Below are 26,630 nucleotides of genomic sequence, written 5' to 3'. Positions count from 1 at the left end.
GTCGGGCCTGGCCAGCAGTTCACTGCAACCCTACTCTAGTGAGATTTGCCGGGAACAGTGACACGATGGAGTCATGAGCGAAAGCAGCACCCCGTCCCGTCCTGCCGCTTTCAGCTATCCCGGCCACGGCACCAACGCCCGGATTGGCGTGGCGATCTGCCACGGTTTCACCGGCAGCCCACTGAGCGTGCTGCCGTGGGCAGAACACCTCGCCTCGCAGGGGTACGCGGTCACCGTTCCCCTGCTGCCCGGGCACGGGACCGACTGGCGCCAGCTTGCCCGGACGCGCTGGAGTGAGTGGTACAACACCTTTGAAGACTCCTACCTGGAGCTGTCCGAGCGGACTGATACCTGTTTCGTTGCGGGGTTGTCCATGGGCGGAGCCATCGCACTGCTGACTGCTTCCAAGCACCCCGTGGCGGGAGTCTCAGTGGTGAACCCCGGCCTTAGCTTCTACGACCGCCGGGTACGTGTCATTGGGGTGCTGAAGTATTTCCAGAAGACCACCCTCCCCATCCAGGAGGAGCAACCCACGGCAGTTGTCACCGAAGACGGAGACTATTCGCGCACACCGCTGTCCGCCGTGCACGAGCTGAAGAAACTGTTCGGGGCCGCCACCCGCGGCCTTTCCCGCGTCACGGCTCCCGTGCAGGTGTTTAAGTCGAACACGGACGCGGTTGTCCCGCCCACCTCGCTGGTGATCCTGAAAAACCGCCTGGGCACGCACCTCGAAGAGGTGGTCAGCCTTGCCAGCAGCGGCCATGTGGCTACGCTGGACGTGGATGCGCCGGAGATCTTTTCGAAGTCCAGCGCCTTTTTCCATGCCCGCGCCCGCCAGACCACCTCAGTGGAGACCCCATGACCGCCAGTCCGGACCACAGCCCCTACAGCAGTCCTTTCAACGGCGAGGGGCCCCGGATCGGCGTTGTCCTCTCGCATGGATTCACCGGAAGCCCGCATGGCCTTCGCACCTGGGCGCATGCCTTCGCCGCGGCGGGTTTCGGTGTCCGCATGCCGCTTCTTCCGGGCCACGGCACCAGTTGGCAGGAGCTTGCCCGGACTACCTGGCAGCAGTGGCATGGGGCACTTGATGACGCCTACCTTGAACTTGACGCCGACTGCGATCACGTCTTTGCAGCCGGCCTCAGCATGGGAGGGGCGCTGGCGCTCCGCATTGCCGCCACGCGTCCGGTGGCAGGGGTTGTCCTGGTGAATCCGGCGCTGGTGATTGACGATCCGCGCGCTCCGCTGGCCGGGATCCTGAAGCTGGTCATGAAAAGCACACCGGCCATCGCGAACGACATCCTTAAAAAAGGCATGGATGAGGGCGCATATCCCCGCACTCCGGTAGCGGCCGCCCACGAACTCAACAAGATGTTCAGGGACACCATCAGGATCCTGCCCAGGGTCACTGCCCCGGTCCAGGTCTACCGGTCCACGGTTGACCATGTGGTGTCTGACTCCAGCATCGCGGTGCTGCGACGCGGCCTCACGCACGCACCCCTGGAGCTGGTCCGGCTTGAAAACAGCTATCACGTGGCCACCATGGACAACGACGCCGACCAAATCTTCTCGGGTTCGGTGGACTTCATCCGCAGCGTGGTTCACACCGCCGGCGCTGCATCCGTTTCGGCTGCGCATGCCGGCCAGGAGGGTTCGCATGAACAGGCCTGACCCCGGCCAGCCGGACCAGGGCGCGAACCACGATGACGCCGTTTGGCTTGACCTCGTGGCCCGCCTCGAAGCAGACTCCCCCGCAGGTACTGCCGCTGCTGGCACCGTAGACGGCACCGGGGCGCCTGAAGGCCCATCCGCTCCTGCTGGCAGGTCCGCCACCTTCCGTGACTTCGATCCCCTGGGACTAGCCGGGGCCGCCCCCACCGAGCCGTCGGCCGCCGAGCGGCAGGAGTCAGCCTCCCAAGCCGACAGTGCCGTCCACAACGGCAATGCGGCTGCGGGGCCGCGCGACTATGACGTGGACGGGGACGACGGCGAATTCATTCCCGAGGAGCCGCCGAGCCTGGCCGGAACCGACCCGCTGACCATGCTGGCCTGGTTGGCCGCGGTGGGCGGGCCCGTGGCCCTGCTGCTGTCGGCCATGTTCTGGCGCTCTGCACCGATGCTCGCGATCGTGGGCATCGTGGCCGTGTTTGTCCTGGGGACGGTCTACCTGATCATGAAGCTTCCGCAGGAAAAAGACGAGAACGACGACGGCGCCCGGGTTTAGTACCTCAGGCCCGTACCCTGCTGCTCACCCGGGAGAGGTCTGCCGCCCCAATCAAACCGGCGTTGGGCCCCAGGGCCGCCAACTGGATGCCGGCGGCCGGCCGGAAGCCCCGGCCGGTCAGGTTGCGGGCGAAGGCTTTGCGGGCGGGTTCCACCAGCAGGTCCCCTGCTGAACAGAGGCCACCGCCGATGACGAACAGGCCGGGATCCAGCGCCGCGGCCAGGTTGGCCAGTCCCAGCCCCAGCCACTCGCCCACTTCATCAATGAGTTCACGGGAAGCGGCATCGCCCGCCAGGGCCAGCTCCGTAACAATGGCACCGGTGATCGTGTCGGTGTTGCCACCCACGGCAGCCAGCAGGTCCTGGGCCACCGGGGAGTTCGCCCGCGCCAGGATCCGGGCTTCTCGTCCCAGCGCATTCCCGGACGCGTACTGCTCCCAGCACCCCCGGTTTCCGCACTCGCAGCGATGGCCGCCGGGCATGATGACCTGGTGGCCGAACTCGCCGGCTACGCCGAACCTGCCGCGCTCCACCCGTCCGTCCATGACCATGGCGCCGCCGATTCCCGTGCCCAAAGTGATGCAGACCAGCCGGGCTTCACCCTGGCCGGCGCCGAAGCGCCACTCCGCCCACGCCGCGGCGTCGGCGTCGTTGGCGAGCAGGACGGGACGGCGCAACAGGTTCTGCAGGTTTTTTCGGAGGGGTTCATTCCGCCAAGCGAGGTGCGGGCTAAAAAGCACCGTGCCGCCGTCGAGGTCCATCCACCCGGCGGCGCCGATCCCGACCGACCAGATCCGATGCCCCCGGCCAAGCTCCTCCACGAGCTCCACGATGACCTGTTCCACTGCCCGCGGATCCGTGCCGGGCGTTGATCGCCGCGCCTCGCTGAGGATCCTGCCTTCGGCGTCCACGACGCCGGCAGCCACTTTGGTGCCCCCGATGTCAATCCCGATGGCGAGGCCCTTCCGCCCGAGGCGCAGGTGCCCGCGGAAGCCCTCACCGTGACGCAACCTGGTCCGGCCGGTGGCGGGGCGCCGCCTCCAGGGCACCGGTCGTCGCAAGGGGCCGGCCTGTTCGCCGGGGGGCGGTGCATACATAGTCAACCATTCTAGGCTGGCGTTTCGGGGGACGAAGGAAGCCGTCCCCGCATGTCCTGTACCGCACCATTGACGGCGAAGTTACTCGTCAGTAGGTTTAGATCCTGCACGGCCCGGTAGAGGCGTACTAGTCTTTAGGCATACCCTGCGCGGGTCTTCGGATATCAAAGGAGCTATTGTGCGCGAATTCAGTGTTCCGCCTCTTGTTGTTGTCGCACCGGAAACGAACATCACTGATCTGGTCCTGCGGCAGGCTGCAAAGCCCAGCAACCCGGCACTGTTTTCGCGGCTCGACTCCGCCGGTGCCTGGCAGGACGTCCCAGCGACGGACTTCCTGGCCGACGTCTCGGCCCTGGCCAAAGGACTGATGGCAAGCGGCGTGGCTGCGGGTGACCGCGTAGGCATCATGTCCCGCACCCGTTACGAATGGGCACTGGTCGACTTCGCCATCTGGTTTGCGGGAGCAGTATCTGTTCCGATTTACGAGACGTCCTCCCCGTCGCAGGTGGCCTGGAACCTCGGTGACTCCGGTGCGGTGGCAGCCTTCGGCGAAGCAGCGCACCACGAGGACGTGATCCGCCAGGCCGTTACCGCCGAGGGTCTCACCGCCCTGCAGCACGTGTGGCAACTGGAAGGCCAGGGGCTGGACGCCCTCCGCGAAGCCGGCCGCGGGGTCAGCGACGCGGACCTTGAGGCGCGGCGCGCAACGGCAACCCTGGACGATATCGCCACCATCATTTACACCTCCGGCACCACGGGCCGGCCCAAGGGCTGCGAACTCACGCACGGGAACTTTGTTGAACTCTCGGACAACGCCCTCGCCATCATCGGCGAGATCGTCCACGAGAACGCGAAGACCATCATGTTCCTGCCGCTGGCCCACGTTTTTGCACGCTTCATCTCCGTCCTGGCCATGGCCGCCGGGACAACGGTGGCCCACACGCCGGACATCAAGAACCTCCTCGCCGACCTGCAGAGCTACGAGCCCACCTTCATCCTTGCCGTGCCCCGCGTCTTCGAAAAGGTCTACAACTCGGCGCTGACCAAGGCGGAGGACGGCGGCAAGGGGGCCATTTTCCACAAGGCCGCTGACACTGCCATCGCCTATTCCAAGGCGCGCCAGAACGGGCGTGTGGGCCTTGGCCTCAAGCTCCGCCACGCACTCTTCGACAAGCTGGTGTACAGCAAGCTGCGCGCTGCCATGGGCGGCCACGTTGCCCATGCCGTGTCCGGCGGCGGCCCGCTGGGTGAGCGCCTGGGCCACTTCTTCCAGGGCATCGGCCTGCAGGTCCTCGAAGGTTATGGCCTGACCGAAACAACGGCCCCCATCTCCGTCAACACACCTTCGCTGATCAAGATCGGGTCCGTGGGCAAGCCCCTCCCCGGAAACGCAGTCAGGATTGCCGAGGACGGGGAAATCCTCGCCAAGGGCGTCTGTGTTATGCGCGGCTACTACAGGCGGGACGACCTTACCTCGGAAACCTTTGCCGACGGGTGGTTCCGCACCGGCGACATCGGCCGCCTCGACGAAGACGGCTTTGTGTGGATCACCGGCCGCAAGAAGGAAATCATCGTGACCGCCGGCGGCAAGAACGTGATCCCTGCGCTGCTTGAGGACCAGATCCGCTCCGATGCCCTGGTCTCCCAGGTGCTAGTGGTCGGAGACAACAGGCCCTTCATCGGAGCCCTCGTGACCCTGGATCAGGAAGCCCTGCCCGGCTGGCTGCAGCGCCACAACCTCCCGGCCGACACCTCCCTCGAGGATGCGGCTAACAACTCGGTAGTCAAGGCAGCCGTCCAAGACCTGATCACGGCAGCGAACGCCTCAGTGTCCCAGGCCGAAGCAATCAAGTCCTTCCGGATCGTACCCGCTGACTTCACCGAGGCCTCAGGTCACCTGACACCGTCCATGAAGGTCAAGCGGGCACAGGTGATGAAGGACTTTGAAACGGTGATCGAGGAGATGTACGCCGCCCCGCGTTCCTGACGCCGACGTAGGACGCGGGCCCCGATCCGGCAGCGTGCGTAAAAGGGGCCCCGCAGCACCACGCTCGTAGCAAGGCACCACCAAGAGGCAGGCACCGGTCCGGCAGCGTGCGTAAAAGGGGCCCCGCGCCCCCGCTCGCCGCGAAGCGGCCTCAGCGGGGCGGGGGGAATAGCACGCAGAGGATCGGTCCCTGCCTCAACCGCAGCCCGCGGACAACAATGAAGGGTCCTCCCGCCGGGGAGGACCCTTCAATTATTAACTCACCTGCCGGGCTACTGCTCCACTACCAGCAGCAGGTCCCCGCCCTCCACCTGCTCGATGGATGAGATGGCGAGCCGTGAGACTTTGCCGGCTACCGGCGTCGTGATGGACGCTTCCATCTTCATCGCCTCGATGGTGGCCACGGTGTCGCCGGCTTTAACCTCGTCGCCGGACTTGACGGTCACGGTGACGGCGCCGGCGAACGGTGCTGCCACGTGGCCGGGCTGGCCGGGGTCGGCCTTTTCGGCGGCCTTGACGTTGCTGACTACCGAGCGGTCCCGGACCACAACCGGCCGCGACTGGCCGTTGAGGGTGCACATGACCGTGCGCATGCCCTTTTCGTCAGGCTCGGATACGGCTTCGAGGGACGCGATCAGCCGTACGCCCTTCTCCAGCTGGATCTCGTGCTCAGCGCCGCGCTGGAGTCCATAGAGGTAGTCGCGGGTATCCAGCACCGAGATGTTGCCGTAGGTTTCCACGCTCTTCAGGTAGTCCTTGGTGGGTCCGTCGAAGAGGAGCCGGTTCAGCGTGTGCTGGCGGGTCTTGGAGTCGGACTTCAAGGCGGCGCTGTCCTCCGCGCTGAGTTCCACGTCGCGGACCTTCACACTCCGGCCCTGGAGGGCTTTGGTGCGGAAGGGCTCGGGCCAGCCTCCCGGAGGATCACCCAGTTCGCCGGAAAGGAATCCGATGACTGAATCCGGGATGTCATAGTTCTGCGGGTTCTCGTTGAAGTCCGCCGGGTCCGCGTTCAGGCCCACCAGGTGCAGCGCGAGGTCACCCACCACCTTGGAGGACGGCGTGACCTTGACCAGGTGGCCCAGGATGCGGTCGGCGGCGGTGTACATGTCCTCGATCGCCTCAAAGCGCTCCCCCAGGCCCAGGGCCATGGCCTGCTGGCGAAGGTTGGAAAGCTGCCCGCCCGGAATCTCGTGCTGGTACACGCGCCCTGTGGGGCCCGGAAGGCCGGATTCGAACGGCGCATAGACGCGGCGTACCGCTTCCCAGTACGGCTCCAGCGAGCTGACGGCCGCAAGGCTGAGTCCGGTGTCGCGCGGGGTGTGCGCCAGCGCGGCAACCAGGGCGGAGGCCGACGGCTGGCTGGTGGTTCCTGCCAGCGATGCGGAAGCGACGTCCACTGCGTCGACGCCGGCATCCACGGCAGCCAGCAGGGTGGCCAGCTGGCCTCCTGCGGTGTCGTGGGTGTGCAGGTGCACCGGCAGGTCGAAGCGTTCCCGAAGGGCGGAGACGAGTTTGGCCGCGGCGGCAGGACGGAGCAGGCCCGCCATGTCCTTGATGGCCAGGATGTGCGCTCCGGCGTCCACGATCTTCTGGGCGAGGCCCAGGTAGTAGTCCAGCGTGTAGAGCGTCTCTTCGGGATCCAGCATGTCGCCGGTGTAGCAGAGCGCCACTTCGGCGACGGCGGTGCCTGTTGCCCGGACAGCGCGGATGGCGGGTGCCATCTGGCTGACATCGTTCAAGGCGTCGAAGATGCGGAAGATATCGATGCCCGTGGCAGCGGCCTCGTTGACGAAGGCTTCCGTGACCTCTTCAGGGTAGGGCGTGTAGCCCACAGTGTTGCGTCCGCGGAGGAGCATCTGGAGGCACACATTCGGGAGCGCCTGGCGAAGGGCGGCGAGCCTGTCCCAAGGGTCTTCGCCCAGGAACCGGAGGGCGACGTCATACGTGGCACCGCCCCACGCCTCAACGGAAAGCAGCTCCGGCATGAGCGCGGTGACCGCGGGGCCGGCTGCCACGAGGTCGCGGGTGCGGACGCGGGTGGCCAGGAGCGACTGGTGGGCGTCCCGGAAGGTGGTGTCGGTGACGGCCACTGCGTTCTGTTCACGAAGCGCCCTGGCGAAGGCTTCAGGGCCCAGCTCGAGCAACCTTTGGCGTGAACCCGGTGCTGCCTCCTTGTCCTTGACGGACGGCAGCTTGCTGGCAGGATTCGAGTGCACGGTCAGTTCGCCGTTCGGCTTGTTGACCGTGACTTCAGCAAGCCACGTCAGGAGCTTGGTGCCGCGGTCAGCAGAGACACGCGCCTTGAGCAGCTGCGGGCGCTCGTCGATGAAGGACGTGGCCACATCGCCGGCGATGAAGTCGGGGTCGTCCAGCACCGCCTGGAGGAAGGAGATGTTGGTGGAGACACCGCGGATGCGGAATTCGGCCAGGGCGCGGCGGGCACGGGCGACGGCGGCGGGGTAGTCCCTGCCGCGGCAGGTGAGCTTCACCAGCATGGAGTCGAAGTGCGGGCTGATTTCGGCACCCGAGTAGACAGTGCCTCCGTCGAGCCGGACACCGGCTCCGCCGGCAGAGCGGTAGCCGGTGATCTTTCCGACGTCGGGCCGGAACCCGTTGGCGGGGTCCTCGGTGGTGATACGGCTCTGCAGTGCCGCGCCGCGCAGCTTGACTGTCTCCTGGGAGAGGCCGAGGTCTGCCAGCGTTTCGCCGGCGGCAATCCGCATCTGGGCCTGGACAAGGTCGACGTCGGTGACTTCCTCGGTGACCGTGTGCTCCACCTGGATGCGCGGGTTCATCTCAATGAAGACGTGCTGGCCGGCACGCTCGCCGACGGTGTCAACAAGGAACTCCACCGTGCCGGCGTTGACGTAGTTCAGGGCCTTGGCGAATTTGACGGCATCCCGGTACAGCGCCTGACGGATGCCTTCGTCCAGGTTCGGCGCCGGAGCGATCTCGATAACCTTCTGGTGGCGGCGTTGAATGGAGCAGTCGCGCTCGAAGAGATGCATCACGTTGCCCTCGGCGTCCGCCAGGATCTGCACTTCGATGTGCCGCGGGCGGAGGACGGCCTGCTCCAGGAACATGGTGGGGTCACCGAAGGCTGCGTCCGCTTCACGCATCGCGGCCTGCAGGGCCTCCGGCAGTGCCTCGCGGGTGTCCACCCGGCGCATGCCGCGCCCGCCGCCGCCTGCTACGGCTTTGGCAAAGATGGGGAAACCAATCTCATCAGCTGCCGCAATAAGCTCGTCCAGGTCCTTGGAGGGCGCGCTGGATTTCAGGACCGGAACACCGGCGTCCCGGGCAGCCTTCAATGCTGCCACCTTGTTGCCCGCAAGTTCCAGCACCTCGGCCGGCGGGCCCACGAAGGTAATGCCGGCGTCCTTGGCCGCGCGGGCCAGGTCCGGATTTTCCGAGAGGAAGCCGTATCCGGGGTAGATGGCGTCCGCACCGGACTCCTTCGCTACCCGGACCACTTCGGCAACGTCCAGGTAAGCCCGGACGGGATGGCCCTCTTCGCCAATCAGGTAGGCCTCGTCCGCTTTCTGGCGGTGAATCGAGTTCCTGTCCTCATGGGGGAAAACGGCAACGGTCTTGGCGCCCAGCTCGTAGCCGGCGCGGAAGGCCCTGATCGCGATTTCGCCGCGGTTGGCCACCAGAACTTTGGAAAACATACTTCTCCTGCATCATTGCGGGTGGATCGGTGAGTGGTCACAGTGTCTAGGACCCACAAGGGCAAACACAAATCTTTGTGGCCACCATCACAGATTTCCCCGTCATGTCCCGATGCCCTCTGCCTGCCCGGGCGGAAACCGCCCCGGCAGCATACTGGGTGCCATGCCGACTCCCCTTAAAGCAGGAATCGCCGACGCATCCACATATGATGAGTAGGGCGGCAGGACCGTCCGGCTTCGGCACTGCCGGAGCAAACATTACTCCGAACACGGCATCCGGCGTTAGGTTTTGGTCTCTCAAGTGCAAGTAGTCAGCATCAGCAGCCTCAAGGGTGGAGTCGGCAAGACTTCCGTCACCACAGGATTGGCGTCTGCAGCCCTTGCCGCAGGCATCCGCACGCTGGTGGTGGATCTTGATCCCCATGCAGACGCGACCACCGCCCTGGGCGTGCAGCCCGGTGACCAGCTGGACATCGGCAGGATGCTCAAGAGCCCGCGCCGGGCCAAACTCGCCGAGAATGTTGTGGGCAGCAGCTGGACGGCGCGGGCCCACTCCAACGGCTCCGGGCCGGCTGTCCTGGATGTCGCGGTGGGCTCTGCCTACACGGGAATCTACGACCGGCCGGACCTCAGCCGCCGCGACCTGCGGAGGCTGTCCTCGGTGCTGGCGACCGCAGACAGCTACCAGCTTGTCCTGATCGACTGCCCGCCGTCCCTCAATGGCCTGACCCGTATGGCGTGGTCAGCGAGCGACAAGGTGGCGCTTGTTGCTGAACCCGGGCTTTTCTCCGTTGCCGGTACCGAGCGGACCATGAGGGCCATCCAGCTCTTCCGCCAGGAGTTCGCACCCAACCTCTCCCCCGCCGGCATCATCGCCAACCGGGTGCGGTCCGGATCCTCCGAGCACACCTACCGGCTGGCCGAAATGGAGTCGATGTTCGGCGAGCTCCTCCTCAGCCCCCGCATCCCGGAACAGGCGAACTGGCAGCAGATCCAAGGCGCTGCCCACCCCGTGCACCACTGGCCGGGCGACTCCGCCAAGGCCGCTGCGGCCCTGTTCGATGACCTGCTGGCCAACCTGATGGCAGTGGGCAGCGGCCTGCGCAGCCGGGCCAGGTAGGACAAGCGACGTTAACGGCAGAGGCCGCTCTCCCTTGCGGGGAGCGGCCTCTGCCGTTAAGTGGAAACCCGTGGTGCAGCGTCAGCTGATCTTGCGGGCGGCCCGCCGTTTGCTCAGTTCGTCGTCGGGAAAGGACGGCTCCGCGGCATGCTCGCTGGGAAGCGACGCCAGGCTGCCTTCCACCTCACGCCAGACGCGTCCAACGGCGATGCCGAACACGCCCTGGCCGCCTTGGACGAGGTCTATGACTTCGTCGGCAGACGTGCACTCGTAAACGCTGGCGCCATCGCTCATCAGCGTGATCTGGGCCAGATCCTCCACACCGCGTTCACGCAGGTGTTCCACGGCGGTGCGGATCTGCTGCAGCGACACACCAGTGTCCAGCAGGCGCTTGACGACCTTGAGGACGAGGATGTCGCGGAAGCCGTAGAGCCGCTGGGATCCGGAACCGGCGGCACCGCGGACGGCGGGTTCCACCAGTCCGGTGCGTGCCCAGTAGTCCAGCTGGCGGTACGTGATGCCGGCTGCCTTGCAGGCGGTGGGTCCCCGGTATCCTGCGTCTTCATCCAGGACAGGAAGGTCTTCGGTGAACAGGAGGCCCTGGGCACCGCTTGCGGGCACAGCAACACTGGCCGCGGGCTGTTTCAGTCCGCCTGCTTCGCCTTTGGGACTCACCTGGATCCTCCTTGTCATAAGCTCCCCGGGGAAGATCTGCAGCAGCCTGTACAGGAATGAAGATCATGCCTGTAATTTCCGCGGGGCGCACCTTCCAGTGTGACTTGCGCAGCTGCCGTAAGCAATGGGAACTCGATACTTAGACGTTAGGCCGGTGCGGACCCAAGGTCAAAGACGTTGGGCCCTTCAAAAAGGCGTGTCGAAAGTTTCAGCCTTAACTTTAACCTTAACGTGACCTTAGCCGTCGAAATCCTCGGGTTCCACGTCGTCGAGGAACTCCCGGAACCGGCGCAGTTCGCGCTCTTCATCGACGGTGGGGCCAGGCTCCGTGTCCTCGCCCTCATCGTGCTCGGTGATCCGCACGCCGGCTTCGTCCATTACGGAATCCGCACACCAGATACGGCATTTGGCCCGAAGGGCGACGGCGAGGGCGTCCGAGGCGCGCGAGCTGACGGTGGTGCCGTTTTCGAACTGGAGCTGGCCATAGAAGATGTTGTCCTCCACCGCCACGATGTTCACGCTGACCACGGAGTGGCCCAGCGACTCGACAACATCCACCAGGAGGTCGTGGGTCATGGGCCGTGGCGGAACAACACCCTGCTGGGCCAGGGCGATGGCGCTGGCTTCCGGGGTGCCGATCCAGATGGGCACGTGGCGTTCCCCATGCATCTCCCGCAGGAGGACCAGCGGCTGGTTGGAAGGCAGTTCGATCCGAACGCCTACAATCTCGACTTCAATCATCAGATGTCCATGCGTGAGATGTGGTCCTGCACCAGAGCCCGGTGCAGGGTGAGGCAGAGGTCGCTGATTTCGCGGGCTGCCTCCGCTGCCCGCGCCTGGGAGGCGGCGTCCTTGCGGGAGGCAAGCGGCGCCACGGCTCGTTCCACCAGGCCGAACTCCCGCTCGGCAGCTGCCTGGAAGGGCCGGAGGTGGCGTGGTTCGAGTCCGTGGCTTTCCAGCTGCACGCAGGCCCTGGCTACCTGCAGGGCGTGCTCGTCAAACTGCCCGCTCGAGTGGCTGATCAGGCCGAAGTCCAGGAGTGCCTGGAGCAGGTGTACGCTGGCGCCTGACTCGGTGCGCAGCTGCTCCTCGGTGAGCTTCCGCCCCCGGTTCTGCAGTTCAGCAGCCAGCTCCTCCGAGACAATCCGTGGGGATACCACGACGCCGGGCGGCAGGTTTTCGGGACGTTCTCCCCTGTCGATGGCGTCAAGGTAGTCCTTGATGACCTTCAGGGGAAGGTACTGGTCCCGCTGCAATGCCAGGACAAACCGCAGCCTCTCCACATCGCCGTCGGAATACTGCCGGTACCCCGCTGGGGTGCGGCGGGGATTGATGAGTCCTTTTTCCTCGAGGAACCTGATTTTTGACGCTGTCATGCCGGGGAAGTCACCGCTGAGCTGAGCGAGGACCTCCCCGATGTTCAGGACCTGCGGTCCCCGGCGTTCCGGTTGTGCCATTGCCACAGGCAGCGGTCCCCGGATCAGCCGCGGCCTGCAGCGCTGGCAGGGCTCAGGTAGAAGGTGAGGCGGAACTTGCCGATCTGGACTTCACTGCCTGACTTGAGCTCGACGCTGTCCACGCGGTCGTGGTTAACGTAGGTGCCGTTCAGGCTGTTCTTGTCCACCACCTCGAAGCTCCGTGCGGTGCGCCGGAATTCGACGTGCCGGCGGGAGACCGTGACGTCATCGAGGAAGATGTCGGCATCGGGATGACGGCCGGCCGTGGTGACGTCCGAGTCCAGCAGGAAGCGGGCACCGGCGTTCGGGCCGCTGTGCGCAACCAGGAGTGCAGATCCAGCCGGCAATGCCTCGACGGAGTTGCGCTCTTCGGATGACAGCTTGGGGGCAATGGTGGGCTCATCCCGCACCGGGGTGAGATGGATCGAGGTGGTCTCCGACGCCCTGGCCGCCCCGTTGCCGTATTCCCCATCGGCAGGGTTGTGTGTGTGGCCAGCCATGGATTCCTCCTCTTCCGCTGCAGCTCTGACGCCTGCAATTAACATTTGCCGTCCGGGCCTGCCTCGCAGGTCCGGCACCGGCTTCCGATCCGGCCTGACGTGCGAAGACGTGCTGTCCGCACCGCTGGCCGAACCGGATGAACCGGTTAGCTTTTAGCCTACCTGTTGTTCGTACTCGGATGCACTGAGCAGCGACTCAACAGCATCTGCTTCGGCGAGTTTGACTTCGATCAGCCAGCCGTCGCCATAGGGATCGGTGTTGATCAGCGCCGAATCCGTGTCGAGGGACTCGTTGCGGGCCACTACCTCACCCGTTACCGGTGCGTAAATGTCACTGACGCTCTTGGTGGATTCAACCTCGCCAACAACTTCGTTCGCCGTAATCTTGGTGCCCACTTCCGGCATCTGGGCGTAAACGACATCGCCGAGGGCGTCCTGGGCAAAGTCGGTGATGCCCACCCGTACCACACCGTCGGCACTGGGAGCAGAAACCCACTCGTGTTCGGCGGTGTAGGACAGGTCTTTGGGAATGTTGCTCATCAGGGGCCTTTCATGGGGTCGAACACCAATGTCAGCGGGGCCCAAACAGGCCGCCGCTGAAAGTATAGGCACAACTGCCGGGGCGTTCGCCGGGGATTCTGACAAGATGGGTCCCATGAGCGCACGCACCCTCCCGGCACTCCGGAAAGCGGCAGGGTAGGCCATGCCGGAACTTCCCGAGGTGGCCGGCCTGGCTGAGTTTCTTGACGAGCATCTGCGGGGAACTTCAGTGACCAAGGTGCAGATTGTTTCCTTTGCCGTGCTCAAGACGGCTGATCCGCCGTTCCAGGTCCTGGAAGGCCGGACGGTGAGCGGAGTGCGGCGCTTCGGCAAGTTCGTCAGCATCGACACCGGCGGGATCTCGCTCGTGTTCCATCTGGCCAGGGCGGGCTGGGTGCGCTTCACGGACTCCCCCACCGACGCCCAGCTGAGGATGGGCAAGGGCCACATCGCTGCCCGCTTTGCCTTTACCGGCCCCGATGGGGCGCGCGGCATCGACCTCACCGAGGCCGGAACCAAAAAGAGCCTGGCCGTCTACGTGGTGCGGGATCCCCAGGACGTGCCGGGCATTGCCACCCTTGGGCCGGACCCGTTCACCGAGGCGTTCGACGCCGACATGCTGGCCGAGATCCTCGCCGGAAGTTCGCAGCAGATCAAGGGACTCCTGAGGAGCCAGAGCGTGATCGCCGGCATCGGCAACGCGTACAGTGACGAGATCCTGCACGCCGCCCGCATCTCCCCCTTCGCTACTGCGAAGTCACTGGACCGGGAAACGGTGCAGGTGCTTTATGACTGCATCCACGGCGTGCTGGGCACCGCCCTGGCAGAGGCCAGCGGCAAGCCGCCGAAGGACCTGAAGGACGTCAAGCGCAGCCACATGCGGGTCCATGCCCGGACCGGGATGCCCTGCCCGGTGTGTGGTGACGTTGTGCGGGAAGTGTCCTTCGCCGATACGGCGCTGCAGTACTGTCCCACCTGCCAGACCAAGGGGAAAATCCTGGCAGACCGCAGGACATCCAAGTTCCTTAAGTAGGCGCACATCCCTGCGCCACCACATGCGGTTTGTTAAACAGGAAAGGCGGCTCCCGGATTCCTCCGGAAGCGGCCTCTCCTGCTTCTTCAATGGTCGGGCTGACAGGATTTGAACCTGCGACCCCTTGACCCCCAGTCAAGTGCGCTACCAAGCTGCGCTACAGCCCGTTAGTTCCGCCGTTCTCCGCTGTGTTTCGTCCTCGGTCCATACCGAGGATTTCCACCAGCAGTCCGGCCGAACCACCTAGAAGAGCTTACACGATTCCGGAGGGTGCAAGTGACACTTTCCGGCTTTCGCAGCTCCGTGTGTCGCGGAGATCACGGCGCCTAACGCTTCTTGCCGCGCTTTTCCCGGACACGCATGTTGACCTCGATGGGGGTCCCCTCGAAGCCAAAGGTTTCCCGCAGCCGGCGGGTGATGAAACGGCGGTAGCCGGGGTCCAGGAATCCGGTGGTGAACAGCACGAACTTCGGCGGGCGGCTTGAGGCCTGGGTGCCGAAGAGGATGCGCGGCTGCTTGCCGCCGCGGACCGGGTGCGGGTGCGCGGCCACGAGTTCGCCGAGGAAGGCGTTCAGGCGGCCGGTGGCAATGCGTTTGTCCCAGTTTTCCAGCGCCAGGTCCAAAGCCGGAACCAGGCGGTCCTTGTGCCATCCGGTCTTGGCAGAGATATTCACGCGGGGCGCCCACTCCACGTGGGCCAGGTCCTGCTCAATCTCGCGCTCAAGGTAGCGCCGGCGTTCGTCGTCGAGCAGGTCCCATTTGTTGAACGCCAGCACCAGGGCGCGGCCGGACTCGATGGCGAGCTGCAGGATCCGGACGTCCTGCTCGCTGAGGACCTCGTCCACGGCGAGGAGCACGACGGCGACCTCCGCCTTCTCGAGCGCGGCCTGCGTACGCAGCGAGGCGTAGTAATCCGCCCCCTGCGCCATGTGCTGGCGGCGGCGGATGCCTGCCGTGTCCACGAACCGCCAGGTGCGGCCGCCGAGCTCGATAAATTCATCTACCGGATCACGGGTGGTGCCGGCGGTGTTGTCCACCACCACGCGCTCGGTACCGGCCAGCTTGTTCAGCAACGAGGACTTGCCCACGTTGGGGCGGCCGATCAGCGCGATGCGGCGGGGGCCGCCGGAGCGTTCCAGTCCTTCTATGGTGGAGAACTCGGGCAGGGTATCCATCACGTGGTCAAGCAGGTCGGCCACGCCCCGGCCGTGCAGTGCGGAGACCGGGTACGGCTCGCCGAAACCGAGTCCCCACAGCGCAGCGGAGTCTGCCTCCTGGGCGAAGTCATCCACCTTGTTGGCCACCATGATGACGGGCTTCTTGCTGCGGCGCAGCATCTTCATCACGCCTTCGTCAGTGGCGGTGGCGCCCACTGCGGAGTCGACGACGAAGAGGACGGCGTCCGCGAGCTCAACGGCCATTTCGGCCTGCTCTGCCACGCGGGCGTGGATGCCGCGGGCGTCGTGTTCCCAGCCTCCGGTGTCCACCAGGGTGAAGTTGCGGCCGTTCCAGTTGGCCGAGTACATAACGCGGTCACGGGTAACGCCGGGGGTGTCTTCCACCACTGCTTCGCGGCGGCCGAGGATACGGTTGACCAGGGTTGACTTGCCCACGTTGGGGCGTCCAATAATGGCCAGGACGGGATCGAGCTTGACCGGGCCGTCATAGTCCTCGTCGTCATACTCACCGCTGAGCAGTGCGGCGTCGTCCTCGTCAAGGTCGTAGTCCTCCAGGCCTGCCCGGAGGGACGCAGCACGGAGCTCGGCCTCGTCATCGTCTATCGCCGCCAGGCGCTCGGCCACCTGGTCGGTGCCGGAGGGGGTGTATTCGTCATCGCCGGCGCCGGAGTGGCCGGAAGTCTGGGTTGTATCGCTCATTGCATTGTCCTTAGTGGTCATCTGCCGGCGTCCCGGCTACTGCTGTGAAGTCTTTGGAAAAATCAGCCGCCGGCAAGGCCTGCCCCGTGAGCTGGATGGAATCCCGCACGTGCCCCGACAATGCGTCCCGGATCTCCAGCGCCGCCCTGTCCATTGAAGCACGCCCGCTTTCGCCGGCCCTGCGGGTCAGTGTCAGCGCATTGCCGAAGCTGACGTGGAAACGCCTGCCTGGCCGCGGAACCGAATCAAGGTGTTCGCTGCCCTTGCGGGTGCCCAGGATCGCCACGGGCACCACCGGCGCTCCGGAGTTCAGCGCCAGCCAGGCCACGCCCCCGTTGATGTCCGCTGCTGCCCCGCTCCCCCGGGTGCCTTCAGGAAGTATCCCGACGCAACGTCCGGCGTCGAGCACTTCCTTGCAGCGCTGCAGCGCAGCACGGTCCCCCGTGCGGTCAACGGGCAGCTGGCCGGACGCTGTCAGCACCTGGCCCAGGAAGCCTTTGAACATCTCCTGTTTCACCAGGATGTGCATGGGCCGCGGTGACGCGCCGAACATCACCGGCCCGTCCAGGAAGCTGATGTGGTTGCCGGCAAAAATCACCGGCCCGCCGGTGGGCACGTTGTCCCGGCCCGTGACGGACGTGCGGTACACCAGGTGGTCCAGGGCCCAGCCAACCGGCCTGCTCCATGCCATGGTCCAGCCCGACGGGATCTGCGGCCTGGACTTCCCGACGAAGGGCTCAGTCACGGTTCAAAACCTTTGTCACTATCACGAGGGCCGCGGCAACCGTCTGGTCGAAGTCCAGGTCCGAGGAATCCAGGGTGACCACGCCGGAAGCAGCCTGCGTGAAATTGACCACCGTGGAGTCTTTGGCGTCGCGGCGGGTTACCTGGGCCGCCAGCTGCTCAGCGTTCTGGGTGCCGCCGAGCTGGATTCCGCGGCGGCGCAGCCGTGCTTCCTCGCTGGCTGTGAGCAGCATCCGCACTTCAGCCCCGGGCGCGACGACGGTGGTAATGTCCCTGCCTTCCACCACCATCCGGCGGTGGTGCTTTTCGATCAGCTCGCGCTGGCGCCGGATGAGCTCTGTCCTGGCCCCAAGGGTGGTGGCCACGGCACTGACGGCTGAGGAGATGGCAGGTTCACGGATGGCGTCAGTCACGTCCACCCCGTCCACGCGGACGTACTCCTCCTGCGGGCTTGTGCTCAGGTCCAGGACCAGGTCCCGGGACGCCTGCTCAACTGAGGCACCGTCCTCCAGGTCGATGCCTTTTGTGACGCAGTCCCAGGTAAGCGCGCGGTACATGGCGCCGGTGTCCAGGTAGGCAAGCCGGAGCCTGCGGGCCACCTCCTTGCTGACACTGGACTTGCCGGAGCCCGACGGGCCGTCGATGGCGACCACCAGCGGCCTGCCGAGGCGGAGTGCGGGCAGGGTGTCAAGAAGTTCTTGTGTCATTACTGCAGTACCCGCCATCCGCGGTCGTTGAGTGCTTCGATCAGGTGGTCATGCTTGTTCGGCAACACGGAGATTTCCACCATACCCACGTTCTGGCCCGACGAGTGGTCCAGTCGCAGGTCCTCCAGGTTCACTCCGATTTCACCGATTTCCGTAAGGAGCCGGGCGATCTGGCCGGGCTTGTCGTCCACCAGGACCGTAAGCCACGAATACGCCTGGGGAGGCCCGCCGTGTTTGCCCGGGATCCGGGCCTGGCCGGCGTTGCCTTCACTCATCAGCTGTGCGAGGTCAAGCCGCGCCCCTGGCGCCGTGGGCTCTTCCAGCGTGCCGATCAGGCGGTTGAGGTCCTCACGCACGCCGTACAGGATCTCCACCACCTTGGCCGCGTTGCCGCCCAGGATCTGCACCCACAGGGAGGGATCACTGGCAGCGATCCGGGTGACGTCCCGCAGTCCGTTGCCCGCGAGGGACAACGCATGCACTGGCGTACCCTGCAGCCGGCTGGCCAAAAGGGATGACATGACCTGGGGCAGGTGCGATACCAGGGCCACAGCTTCGTCGTGTTCGTCAGCGGTGAACTGGGAAACAACGGCCCCCAGGTCCGTGGCGAGCGAACGGGCCGCCTGGAGGGCTGCGGCGGAGGTTTCCTCCGAGGGGCAGACCACCCAGGGCATCGAGGTGAAGAGCTCCCCGCGGGCTGCGACCGGCCCGGACTTTTCCCGTCCAGCCATTGGGTGCGTGCCCACGTAGCGGGAGAGGTCCACGCCGCGGCTGCGCAACGCCGAGAGGATCCCTGCCTTGACGCTTGCGATGTCCACCACCACGGAGTCCGGGTAGTCAGCCAGCGCTTTTGCCACAACATCCGCCGTGACATCCGGCGGCGCGGCGACAACCACCAGCTGCGGTGCAGCGCCGGTGAGTCCGGCCAGGGGCTGGCCTGCACCGATATCCACCGCAACCGCCTGGTTGGTGGGCGAGGGGTCGGACAGGTAAACCGGAACACCCCGGCCGCGCAGGCCCAGCCCGATGCTGGTGCCCAGCAGCCCCGTGCCGATGACCACCACTGGACCGTCCAGGTGCCCGCGGCCCTGGCTGTGGAAAGCGGACATGCCTCAGAGCCCTACGGATGCCAGCAGATGGCCGACTTCCTGCTTGCCGAGGTTGCGGATACTTCCCTGGCGCTGGTCACCCAGGCCGATGGGCCCCACCTTGACGCGGACCAGCCGCAGGACCGGGAATCCGACGGCGTCGAACAGGCGCCGGACGATGCGGTTCTTGCCGGAGTGCAGCACTACCTCGATCAGGACGTGGCCGGGAGTGGAATCAACGAGGCGGAAGGAATCCACGGAGGCAAAGCCGTCCTCCAGTTCCACGCCTTCCTTGAGCTGGGCGCCGATTCCCTGGGGGAAGGGACCCCTGACCTGGACCAGGTAAGTCTTGGGCACCTCGTACGAGGGGTGCGTCAGGCGGTTGGCGAGTTCGCCGTCGTTGGTCAGCAGCAGCAGCCCCTCGGTGGCGACATCGAGCCGGCCCACATGGAACAGGCGTTCGCCGTGCTGGTGGCGGAGGAAGTCGCTGATGCAGGGCCGGCCCTCGGGGTCCTCCATGGTGGAGACAACGCCCTTGGGCTTGTTGAACACCATGTACACCAGGTTTTCATCCAGCTGGATCCGCAGTCCGTCAACGTGGATGACGGCCGTCTTCGGATCGACGCGGACACCGAGCTCGGTGACTACCTGGCCGTCCACTTCCACGCGGCCCTCGGCAATCATCTCCTCGCACACGCGGCGTGACGCTACGCCCGCGGAGGCCATGACCTTCTGCAGGCGCACGCCGTCGGCATCGTGGAGTTCCGACTGGGGAACCTCCCCGCGCGGGCCCTTTTTCCGTGTTGGCCTGCGGACCGGACCCAGGTTCTGGCCGAACCGTTCGCTGCCGAACGCGCGGGAAGCTGCTGCTCCCGGCGCACCGGTCCGTGGTTTCGGCTTGAGGGCTCCCGGCGTTCCAGGGGCCTTCTTGGCGCCCGGCTTGCGTACGGCAGGCTTCCGGGAAGAAGGCTTGGCAGATTTGGGTTCCGTTGCTCCCCGGCCGGCCTGGCCACCGGCCGGAGCCTGGTCCGGGTCAATGAACCGCTCCTCGCGCGGTTTGGGGGCGCGGTGCGGGCGGTCGCTGCCGAATCCGCCGCCCCGCTTTGCGGCGCCGCCGCGGAAACCGCCGCCGGAAGCGCCACCCTGGGAGGTGTTGCGCTGTGATGTGTTGCGTTCGGTACTGTCGCGTCCCGAACCTTTACGTGGTGAACCCTGGCGTCCCGCCTGTGTCATGACCCGTCCTTCGATATGTTGACCGGAAAGGAGTCCAAGGACAACCCTAACCAGCCGTGCAGAAATAATCTGCCCTTATAAGTACTCTTGCGTGCCGCCAGGGTGTTGCCCTGGCTACATTTCTTCAGCGTCGTAGAACTCCGCAATACCGTCCAGCCCCGGGAGGTGCGGGGACAGCTGCGGCAGCTCAGCCGCCGAACTGATTCCCATCCGTTCCAGGAAATATGAGGTGGTCCGGTAGAGGATCGCGCCGGACTCCGGATCCGTTCCCGAGTCCTCGATGAGTCCGCGCTGGGCGAGCGTCCGTACGACGGAGTCAACATTGACTCCCCTGATCGCGGAAACCCTGGCCCTAGAGACCGGCTGGCGGTATGCAATGACCGCCAGCGTTTCCAGGGCGGCCTGGGTAAGCCTGGCTGTTTGGCCCTCCAGCACATATTTGCCCACGATGTGGGCGAATTCAGTACGGGAGTAGATCCGCCAGCCGCCGGCGACCTTCCGCAATTCAAAACCCCGGGGGCTGGAGCCAAAGCCAGTTCCACTGGCTTGATCCATATCCGGGGCTTTAACAGTATAGCCGCTATAATCCCGCTGAAGTTCGGCGAGCAGGGCGGTGACCGTGTCAACGGGAAGTTCGAGTCCGGCAGCGAGTTCTTCCTCCGTGGCGGGCTGGTCTATGACCATCAGCACGGCCTCGAGGGCTGCTTTGGCCCCGCCGGGAAGGTTTGCGACGTCCGGCTCCCCTTCACGGGTCCCTTGTGTTGCCTGCTCAGTCACGGCTGCTCCTCAAATTCTTCGCTCAGGTTTTCGGCCGACCATTCCCCGGTCCCGGCAGTCCAGTGGACGGCCAGGTCCCCCAGCGGCGACAGTTGGTCAAAAGAAACCGCCTTGTCCCGGAACAGCTCCAGGAGGGCAAGGAACCGTGCAACCACCACCAAGGTTGTCTCGGCATCGGCGATCAGCGCCCGGAAGGTCAGGGGGGATTCGACCTGTAGCCGCAGGCCCATCACTTCCGCCTGCTCCTTAACACTGACATTGCCGCCGTGCAGATGAGCCAGGCCTACTTCGGTCTGCTGTGGAGCCTTGGGCTTCAGTGCGGCATCGGCCAAACGGGCGAACTGTTCCGGAGTGTGTTTCCAGACCAGCTCGGGGAGCATGGCCGCGAAGTGTTCCTCCAGTGCGACCTGCCGGGGGAACCGTGTGGCCTCCTGGCTCAGGGTTTCGCCCAGGAGTCCGGCCACATGCTTGAAGGCCTTGTACTGGAGCAGCCGTGCGAAGAGCAGGTCCCTGGCTTCGAGCAGTGCGAAGTCTTCATCGTCCTCGAGCTCACCTGCAGGAAGGAGCCGGGCAGCTTTGAGGTCCAGCAGTGTTGCGGCAATGACCAGGAATTCGCTGGCTTCATCCAGGGCCCACTCTTCGCCCAGCTTCTGCAGGTTGCGGATGTACTTGATGAATTCGTCGGTCACCGTGGCGATGGCTACCTCAGTGATATCCAGCTGGTGCTTGGCGATCAGTCCGAGCAGGAGGTCGAAAGGCCCAGTGAAGTTGGCCAGCCGCACCTCGAAGCCAGGCTTGGATTCGGCCACGGGGTGGCTAGGGTGCGCCGCCGCGCGAGATCAGTTCCTTGGCCAGCCGGCGGTAGGCGTCGGCGCCTACGTGGTTGCCGGCGTAGCTGGTGATCGGCTCCGCGGCGACTGTGGCGTCGGCGAACTTGATGGAGCGCTTAATGACGGTCTCGAAGACCTTGTCGCCGAAGGCTTCCACCAGGCGGGTAATGACCTCGCGGCTGTGCAGCGTCCGGGCGTCGTACATGGTGGCCAGCACACCGTCCACCTGCAGTCGCGGGTTCAGCCGGTCCTGGACCTTGTCGATGGTCTCCACGAGCAGTGCCACGGCTCGGAGGGCAAAGAACTCGCAAATCAGCGGGATGATGACGCCGTGCGCGGCGGTGAGGGCGTTGACGGTCAGCAGGCCAAGGGACGGCTGGCAGTCGATGAGGACGACGTCGTAATCGTCTTCGACTTTCTTGAGGGCGCGGTCCAGGACCTGCTCGCGGGCCACTTCATTGACCAGCTGGACTTCGGCCGCCGAGAGGTCGATGTTTGCGGGCAGGAGGTCCACGTTTTCGACGCCGGTCTGGTGGATGGCATCCCGGATGTCCACCTTGCGGTCCATCAGCACGTTGTACACGGTGAGGTCGAGTTCATGCGGATTCACGCCCAGGCCGGCGGACAGGGCGCCCTGGGGATCGAAGTCGACCAAAAGCACGCGCCGGCCGTACTCAGCCAGCGCTGCTGCAAGGTTGATGGTGGACGTGGTCTTTCCGACGCCGCCCTTTTGGTTCACCATGGCGATGACGCGGGCCGGACCGTGGGAGGCCAGGGGCGCAGGTTCCGGGAACTCGCGGTATGGGCGCCCCGTGGGTCCCATCACCGCGTCTTCCAGGTCGAATTGCGTGCCCTCCAGAGTTGCCGAACCCTGTTCGCTGCTCACGTATCTATCCACACTTTCGATGACGGTGATTTCCTGCCGCTGGCTGGCCAGCAACGCTCCTTCTTCTTCCCAAGGTTACAGCGCCCGACACGGTATTCGAGGCAACTTGACTTTCCCCGGATGTTGAGCCTTTACCCTCTAGCTGAGGTCGAAGGTTGCCTTTTTCTCCCCCACGCAACGGCCCCCGCAGCGAAAGGCTGCGGGGGCCGTTGTGGTGTCTGCGGGGTGCTGGGGCCTAGGCGTTCGCCGCCACCGGCCGTGCCTCGGTTTCGGTAACTGAAGGCTCCGCGTGGCCGGCAATCATGGTCTGCTCGTCGAAGGGCAATTCACCGGAGAGCACCTGGTTGACCTGGCCACCGTCAATCTCCTTGACCCACGTGCCAATGAGCACGGTGGCTACGGCGTTGCCGGTGAAGTTGGTCAGGGCGCGGGCCTCGGACATGAACCGGTCGATGCCGACGATCATGCCCACGCCGCCCAGCAGTTCGGGCTTGTGGGCCTGCAGCCCGGCAGCGAGGGTGGCAAGGCCGGCACCGGTGACACCGGCTGCACCCTTGGAGGCAATGATCATGAAGATGAGCAGGGAGACCTGTGCGCCCAGGTCCAGCGGCGTGCCCATCGCGTTGGCAACGAACAGTGAGGCCATGGTCAGGTAGATGGCCGTTCCGTCAAGGTTGAAGGAGTAGCCGGTGGGTACCGTGACGCCCACAACGGGCTTGGAGACACCGAGGTGCTCCATCTTGGCGATCAGGCGGGGCAGGGCAGCTTCGGAGGATGACGTGGAGAAGATGAGCAGGTACTCGCGGCCCAGGTACTTCATCAGCTTGAAAATGTTGACGCCCGTGACCACCTTGAGCAGGCCGCCCAGGATGATGACGATGAACAGTGCGCAGGTGATGTAGAAGGCAGCCATCAGGGTAAACATGCTGACAATGGCCTGGACGCCGGTAGCTCCCACGACGGCGGCGATGGCACCGAAGGCGCCCACCGGGGCAAGCCACATGATCATGATCAGGATGCGGAATACGAGGACCTGGCCGTGGCCGATTGCCTTGAGGGTGGGAGCGCCCTGCGGGCCCATCTTCTGGAGGGCAAACCCTACGAGGATTGCAGCAAAGAGGGTGGGGAGAACGGGAATATCTCCTGGAATGATGCCAAGGAGGAAGGTAACGGTGCTGTCTACTTCCGCCTTCTTGTTGGGGTCGTAGGGGGCAAGCTTCAGGCCCTCACCCGGGTGGATCAAGTTGCCGACCACCAGGCCGATGGCGAGCGCGAACGTCGACATCAGGACGAAGTAACCCAGCGCCAGGCCGCCTACCTTGCCTACGGTGGCAGCCTTCGCGATCGACCCGATGCCCAAAACGATGGTGCAGAAGATGACCGGAGCGATCATCATCTTGATGAGTTTGATGAAGCCGTCGCCGAGCGGCTTCATGGACTTGCCCACCTCAGGGAACATCAGTCCCACCAACGCGCCGAGGATGACGGCGGCGATAACAGCGATGTAGAGGTAGTGCGATTTGTCGATGCCCTTGCGCCGCGTCTTCACGGTGTCAAGCGACTCTCCTCGTTGAGAAGCCATGATGTGTCTCCTTTGGATAATCTGATAGACGCTGCGGCACAATCTCTGGGCTGAACGCGTCCTCCGGTGTGATATCCATCATTGGGCAGGTGGTGACCCAGCTCACCGTTGCGTTCATATTGGTCGTGGAGCACATATTTGTGCGGAAGATGCCGGGAGGTACAGATGATCCACCGCTGGAGTATCGCCCGACGGCTCTTCGTGGCGAACCTGCTGATTGTGGTGGCGTTCATCGCCATCGTTGGCTCGGCCACGTACGTGGACGCCCGCGACCGTACCTACGACGAGGCTGGCCATCGGATGGCGGGAATCGCAGCCTCGGTGGCGGCCAATCCGCTGGTTTTGGAAGCGGCTGCCGCTCCGGACCCCACGGCCCTCCTGCAGCCCTATACGCGCGACGTTATGGCCGCGGCCGACGTCGACTTCATCACCATCATGGCCCCGGACCGTACCCGCTGGACCCATCCGCGTGACGAGGAAATAGGGCGCCCCTACATCGGCTCCGTTGACGCAGCACTCCAGGGTGCAATTCTCACCGAGGTCACCGCCGGCACTCTAGGGCCGTCCGTACGGACCATCGTTCCGGTCAAGGATGCCGGCGGTGCGGTCAGGGCATTGGTGGCCGCCGGGGTCACAGTGGGCACCGTGGATGTTGCCTTCGCCGCCCGCCTGCCAGCCCTGTTGGCCATTGGCCTTGCCCTTCTGGTGGGCGGCTCCGTGGCATCATGGCTGCTGGGCCGGTATCTGCGCCGTGTCACCCGGGGCTGGGGCCCGGAGCAACTGGCGCAGTTGTTTGCCTACTACGAGTCCGTGCTGCACTCGGTGCGTGAGGGCCTGATCCTCATCGACACCAAAGGCAGTGTTGTTATGTACAACGACCAGGCCGCCGAACTGCTGGGCCTTGATGAAGCCGGCACCAGGGATCCCACCCGGCCGCCATCGCTGGCCGACCTTCCCCTCGATGATGAACTCCGCGGCCTGTTCGAGTCGGGGCGCAGCGCAAAGGACGAGATCCTCCTCACCGGTTCCCGCATCCTGGTGGTCAACCAGGGACCCGCCAAGGGCCCCCAGCAAACCGGTGGCCGGGGCAAAACCCCCGTATACGGCACGGTGGCAACGCTGCGGGACCGGACAGAGATCGAGGCCCTGGGCAGCGAGCTGGAAACGATGCGTACCCTCTCCGATGCATTGCGGGCGCAGACCCACGAGCACGCCAACAGGCTGCACACCATGGTGTCGCTGCTGGAGCTGGGCCGCACGCAGGAGGCCCTGGCGTTCGCGACCAAGGACCTGGAACTCAGCCAGCAATTGACGGACGACATGGTCAGCTCGGTGGATGAACCCGTTCTTGGTGCCCTAGTGATGGGAAAGGTGGCCGAAGCCCACGAACGGGGCGTCCAGTTGGATGTGGCGGCGCTGGGCTCAGCGACTGTAGCGGGAATTGCCGTCCAGGACCTGGTGACCATCCTTGGTAACCTGCTGGACAACGCCATGGATGCTGCCGCGGATGGTCCGCAGCCGCGGCGAGTGGAGCTCACGGTGGAGTCCGACGAGGAAGGACTGGACATCACAGTCCACGATTCCGGCCCCGGCATTGATCCGGCTGACGCGGAGAACATCTTCCGGCACGGATTCAGCACCAAGCCGGCGGGCCCCAGCGGCCGGGGCATCGGCCTCGCCCTGGTGCGGCAGGCGGTGCAGCGCCTGGGAGGTACCCTGACCATCAACGGACGGCGCGGCGCCAAGTTCGAAGTGTTCCTCCCCGCAGCGGTGCCGGCACAGAAGGAGCACGAACAGTGAGCAACATCCGGGTCCTCGTCGTCGAGGACGAAGCCATTGCGGCCGCGGCGCATGCGGCGTACGTGGGGCGGCTGCCGGGCTTCGAACTGGCCGGCACCGCCCCGGACGGCCAGTCTGCCCTGCGGCTCCTCAACGAGTTTGCTGCTGCGGGAAACCCCGTGGAACTTGTCCTGCTGGATATGAACCTGCCCGACCTTCACGGCCTGGACATTGCGCGGCGGATGAGGACGGCGGGAATACTGGCCGACATTATTGCCATTACTGCCGTCCGCGAGCTCGCCATTGTGCGCAGCGCGGTTGCCATCGGTGTTGTCCAGTACCTGATCAAGCCATTCACCTACGCGACCTTCGCGGACAAGCTTGCAAGCTATCAGCAGTTCCGGCAGCAACTGGCAGGCGCGGAGGGCGGGTCCGGGAAGGCAGGTGCCTCCCAGAACGACGTGGACCAGGCGTTCGCCAGCCTGCGTGCACCCTCCGAGCTGCCATTGCCCAAGGGGCTTTCGGTCTCCACGCTGGCGTCCGTCCAGGAGTTCATGAAACTGCAGCAGGGCGCCGTGTCCGCCACTGAGGTCATGGATGCACTCGGCATGTCCCGGGTCACGGCCCGCCGCTACCTGGAGTACCTGGCGGACGCCGGAACGGTATCCAGGACGGCCCGCTATGGCACACCCGGGCGGCCGGAAAACGAATACCGCTGGGGTGGCCGCTGACCGCGCAGAATGTCCGCGGGACGAGCTCCCTGTATACAAGAAACAGTTGATCTGGAGGAATACGGCTCGAATCCGCCGCAGCAGCCCTCC

24 protein-coding genes and 1 tRNA gene are annotated in these 26,630 nt (G+C 65.2%); 8 read left to right on the top strand and 17 right to left on the bottom strand.

Annotation, left to right across the window (positions count from 1 at the left end; all coding sequences use genetic code 11):
• Positions 1-73 precede the first annotated feature (73 nt).
• The 3 genes from M1D93_RS07965 to M1D93_RS07955 are packed head-to-tail and all read left to right on the top strand — an operon-like array spanning position 74 to position 2,227.
• Complete coding sequence (locus M1D93_RS07965) at positions 74-862, top strand: alpha/beta hydrolase (RefSeq protein ID WP_461174576.1); 789 nt, start codon at positions 74-76, stop codon at positions 860-862.
• Positions 859-1,674 (top strand): alpha/beta hydrolase, encoded by an 816-nt coding sequence (locus M1D93_RS07960; protein WP_461174575.1) that lies wholly within the window; start codon positions 859-861, stop codon positions 1,672-1,674. Before M1D93_RS07965 ends, M1D93_RS07960 begins: the two co-directional genes overlap by 4 nt.
• Positions 1,661-2,227 carry a hypothetical protein gene (locus tag M1D93_RS07955; RefSeq protein WP_461174574.1) on the top strand — a complete coding sequence of 189 codons (567 nt, stop codon included), beginning with the start codon at positions 1,661-1,663 and terminating at the stop codon, positions 2,225-2,227. Before M1D93_RS07960 ends, M1D93_RS07955 begins: the two co-directional genes overlap by 14 nt.
• Before the next feature lie 4 nt (positions 2,228-2,231).
• Here the strand turns inward: M1D93_RS07955 and M1D93_RS07950 are convergent, their stop codons facing one another.
• Entirely contained in the window at positions 2,232-3,323 is a 1,092-nt protein-coding gene (locus M1D93_RS07950; protein WP_461174573.1) for an ROK family glucokinase, read from the bottom strand.
• A gap of 178 nt (positions 3,324-3,501) precedes the next feature.
• Between M1D93_RS07950 and M1D93_RS07945 the strand changes: the two genes are divergently transcribed.
• Entirely contained in the window at positions 3,502-5,310 is a 1,809-nt protein-coding gene (locus tag M1D93_RS07945) for an AMP-dependent synthetase/ligase (RefSeq protein ID WP_461174572.1), read from the top strand.
• Between the two features lie 272 nt (positions 5,311-5,582).
• Here M1D93_RS07945 and M1D93_RS07940 read toward each other — a convergent pair whose 3' ends face one another.
• On the bottom strand, positions 5,583-8,981 hold the full coding sequence (locus M1D93_RS07940; RefSeq protein ID WP_461174571.1) for a pyruvate carboxylase: 3,399 nt from the start codon (positions 8,979-8,981) through the stop codon (positions 5,583-5,585).
• 301 nt (positions 8,982-9,282) lie between these two features.
• On the opposite strand from M1D93_RS07940, the gene M1D93_RS07935 reads away from it, so the two are divergent.
• Entirely contained in the window at positions 9,283-10,101 is an 819-nt protein-coding gene (locus M1D93_RS07935; RefSeq protein ID WP_461174570.1) for a ParA family protein, read from the top strand.
• A gap of 81 nt (positions 10,102-10,182) precedes the next feature.
• Here the strand turns inward: M1D93_RS07935 and M1D93_RS07930 are convergent, their stop codons facing one another.
• From M1D93_RS07930 to gcvH, 5 genes are all read right to left on the bottom strand, one after another.
• Positions 10,183-10,776: a MerR family transcriptional regulator gene (locus tag M1D93_RS07930; protein ID WP_461174569.1), complete on the bottom strand. Its 594-nt coding sequence runs from the start codon at positions 10,774-10,776 to the stop codon at positions 10,183-10,185.
• Positions 10,777-11,013: 237 nt separating this feature from the next.
• Complete coding sequence (locus tag M1D93_RS07925) at positions 11,014-11,517, bottom strand: bifunctional nuclease family protein (RefSeq protein ID WP_138135016.1); 504 nt, start codon at positions 11,515-11,517, stop codon at positions 11,014-11,016.
• The gene (gene ftsR / locus M1D93_RS07920) at positions 11,517-12,233 is read right to left on the bottom strand and encodes a transcriptional regulator FtsR (protein WP_461174568.1); all 717 of its coding nucleotides are present in this window, start codon (positions 12,231-12,233) and stop codon (positions 11,517-11,519) included. The genes M1D93_RS07925 and ftsR overlap by 1 nt, the downstream gene beginning before the upstream one ends.
• A 23-nt stretch (positions 12,234-12,256) precedes the next feature.
• A complete protein-coding gene (locus M1D93_RS07915; RefSeq protein ID WP_163162996.1) occupies positions 12,257-12,733 on the bottom strand; it encodes an FHA domain-containing protein in 477 nt (158 codons plus the stop codon).
• A gap of 153 nt (positions 12,734-12,886) precedes the next feature.
• Positions 12,887-13,273, bottom strand: coding sequence for a glycine cleavage system protein GcvH (gcvH, locus tag M1D93_RS07910; protein ID WP_461174567.1), 387 nt, complete (start codon positions 13,271-13,273; stop codon positions 12,887-12,889).
• A gap of 163 nt (positions 13,274-13,436) precedes the next feature.
• On the opposite strand from gcvH, the gene M1D93_RS07905 reads away from it, so the two are divergent.
• Positions 13,437-14,306, top strand: a complete 870-nt coding sequence (locus M1D93_RS07905; protein ID WP_461174566.1) for an Fpg/Nei family DNA glycosylase — start codon at positions 13,437-13,439, stop codon at positions 14,304-14,306.
• A gap of 90 nt (positions 14,307-14,396) precedes the next feature.
• Here the strand turns inward: M1D93_RS07905 and M1D93_RS07900 are convergent.
• The 10 genes from M1D93_RS07900 to M1D93_RS07855 form a co-directional block, all read right to left on the bottom strand.
• Positions 14,397-14,473: transfer RNA gene (locus tag M1D93_RS07900), tRNA-Pro, on the bottom strand.
• 159 nt (positions 14,474-14,632) lie between these two features.
• Entirely contained in the window at positions 14,633-16,183 is a 1,551-nt protein-coding gene (gene der / locus M1D93_RS07895; protein WP_461174565.1) for a ribosome biogenesis GTPase Der, read from the bottom strand.
• Between the two features lie 10 nt (positions 16,184-16,193).
• Positions 16,194-16,874 carry a lysophospholipid acyltransferase family protein gene (locus M1D93_RS07890; RefSeq protein WP_461174964.1) on the bottom strand — a complete coding sequence of 227 codons (681 nt, stop codon included), beginning with the start codon at positions 16,872-16,874 and terminating at the stop codon, positions 16,194-16,196.
• Positions 16,875-16,920: 46 nt separating this feature from the next.
• On the bottom strand, positions 16,921-17,634 hold the full coding sequence (gene cmk, locus M1D93_RS07885; RefSeq protein WP_461174564.1) for a (d)CMP kinase: 714 nt from the start codon (positions 17,632-17,634) through the stop codon (positions 16,921-16,923).
• Positions 17,634-18,743 (bottom strand): prephenate dehydrogenase, encoded by a 1,110-nt coding sequence (locus M1D93_RS07880; RefSeq protein ID WP_461174563.1) that lies wholly within the window; start codon positions 18,741-18,743, stop codon positions 17,634-17,636. The genes cmk and M1D93_RS07880 overlap by 1 nt, the downstream gene beginning before the upstream one ends.
• A 3-nt stretch (positions 18,744-18,746) precedes the next feature.
• Positions 18,747-19,955, bottom strand: coding sequence for a pseudouridine synthase (locus M1D93_RS07875; protein ID WP_461174562.1), 1,209 nt, complete (start codon positions 19,953-19,955; stop codon positions 18,747-18,749).
• A gap of 114 nt (positions 19,956-20,069) precedes the next feature.
• On the bottom strand, positions 20,070-20,732 hold the full coding sequence (scpB, locus tag M1D93_RS07870; RefSeq protein WP_461174561.1) for an SMC-Scp complex subunit ScpB: 663 nt from the start codon (positions 20,730-20,732) through the stop codon (positions 20,070-20,072).
• Complete coding sequence (locus tag M1D93_RS07865; RefSeq protein ID WP_461174560.1) at positions 20,729-21,541, bottom strand: segregation and condensation protein A; 813 nt, start codon at positions 21,539-21,541, stop codon at positions 20,729-20,731. Before M1D93_RS07865 ends, scpB begins: the two co-directional genes overlap by 4 nt.
• A 7-nt stretch (positions 21,542-21,548) precedes the next feature.
• A complete protein-coding gene (locus M1D93_RS07860; RefSeq protein WP_104045332.1) occupies positions 21,549-22,448 on the bottom strand; it encodes a ParA family protein in 900 nt (299 codons plus the stop codon).
• A 235-nt stretch (positions 22,449-22,683) separates the two neighbouring features.
• The gene (locus tag M1D93_RS07855) at positions 22,684-24,030 is read right to left on the bottom strand and encodes a cation:dicarboxylate symporter family transporter (protein WP_461174559.1); all 1,347 of its coding nucleotides are present in this window, start codon (positions 24,028-24,030) and stop codon (positions 22,684-22,686) included.
• 165 nt (positions 24,031-24,195) lie between these two features.
• On the opposite strand from M1D93_RS07855, the gene M1D93_RS07850 reads away from it, so the two are divergent.
• Positions 24,196-25,830 carry a sensor histidine kinase gene (locus M1D93_RS07850; RefSeq protein ID WP_461174558.1) on the top strand — a complete coding sequence of 545 codons (1,635 nt, stop codon included), beginning with the start codon at positions 24,196-24,198 and terminating at the stop codon, positions 25,828-25,830.
• Complete coding sequence (locus tag M1D93_RS07845; protein WP_461174557.1) at positions 25,827-26,540, top strand: response regulator; 714 nt, start codon at positions 25,827-25,829, stop codon at positions 26,538-26,540. Before M1D93_RS07850 ends, M1D93_RS07845 begins: the two co-directional genes overlap by 4 nt.
• The last annotated feature ends 90 nt before the right edge of the window (positions 26,541-26,630 follow it).

The sequence above is a fragment of the Arthrobacter sp. Z1-9 genome (genome assembly GCF_054792695.1).
Note: the sequence above shows the minus strand (reverse complement) of the source record. Positions and strands in the feature narration are given on the sequence as shown.